The sequence below is a fragment of the Acinetobacter sp. R933-2 genome (assembly GCF_030325485.1).
Taxonomy (GTDB): Bacteria; Pseudomonadota; Gammaproteobacteria; order Pseudomonadales; family Moraxellaceae; genus Acinetobacter; species Acinetobacter sichuanensis.
Window position 1 is genome coordinate 1 of sequence record NZ_JACAIJ010000054.1, and the last position, 1,158, is coordinate 1,158.

At 44.5% G+C, this 1,158-nt stretch carries 1 protein-coding gene and 1 pseudogene; both read right to left on the bottom strand.

Features of this window, described 5'->3' with window-relative positions; all coding sequences use genetic code 11:
* On the bottom strand, positions 1–797 hold a 797-nt coding region (locus HX005_RS19525), incomplete at its 3' end, for an acetyl-CoA C-acyltransferase (RefSeq protein ID WP_286378572.1).
* 169 nt (positions 798–966) lie between these two features.
* Positions 967–1,158, bottom strand: a pseudogene (locus HX005_RS19530) (3-oxoadipate CoA-transferase); the annotation flags it as partial.

A 1,158-nucleotide genomic window follows, 5' to 3' on the forward strand; every position in this document is an offset into this window, starting at 1 on the left:
GAAGCGATGAGCAATGCTGCTGCACCATCGTTAATGCCTGAAGCATTACCCGCAGTGACTGTACCTTCAGCTTTCACTACAGGTTTTAACTTGGTTAATGCTTCAATCGTAGTTGCACGAGGATGTTCATCTTTTGCCACAACAATGGCATCGCCTTTGCGCTGTGGAATGGTCACAGCAATAATTTCTTTGTCGAAGAAACCTTTTGCCTGCGCAGCAGCAGTACGTTGCTGACTGGTCAAAGCAAACTGATCTTGATCTGCACGGTTAATGTTGAATTGCTCAGCCACGTTTTCCGCAGTTTGAGGCATGGTTTCAACACCATACATTTCTTTGAGTTTTGGATTGATAAAACGCCACCCCATAGTGGTGTCTTCAAGCTTTTGTGCACGACCATAAGCAGATTCAGATTTACCCATCACAAATGGGGCACGTGACATGCTTTCTACACCACCTGCAATAATCAAATCGGCTTCGCCTGCTTTAATCGCACGTGCAGCCATAGCCACAGCATCCAGCGATGAACCGCATAAACGGTTGACTGTGGTTGCAGGCACTTGATATGGCACACCTGCAAGAAGTGCAGACATACGACCAACGTTACGGTTATCTTCACCTGCTTGGTTGGCACAGCCATAAATCACATCATCGACTTTTTCCCAGTTCACAGATGGATTACGTTCAATTAAAGCTTTGATTGGCAATGCGCCTAAGTCATCTGTACGTACAGGTGCAAGTCCGCCTGCATAACGACCGAATGGGGTACGGATGGCATCAATAATGTATGCATTTTTCATTTTTAAATCCTTTACCTCCCTTAATCCCTCCTGAAAGGAGGGAGACTTTCCAATGAAAAATAAATATTTATTGGTCAAAGTCCCCCTCTTTTTCAAAGAGGGGTTAGGGGAGATTCATGCTTTGAAGTCCACCTTTGAAAAAGGGGATTCTGTATATTTCTAAAGTGTCTTAAACCGTCGCATCAATCAATTTTGCACCCGTCAACGACTGCAATTCTTCAAATGAAAGACCTTCCACTTTTTCAATCACTTTCATGCCTTCAGCAGTGACATCAATCACGCACAGGTCAGTGTAAATACGGTCTACACATTTCAAACCTGTAGCTGGATAAGTTAGCTCCGCAACGATTTTCGGCTCGCC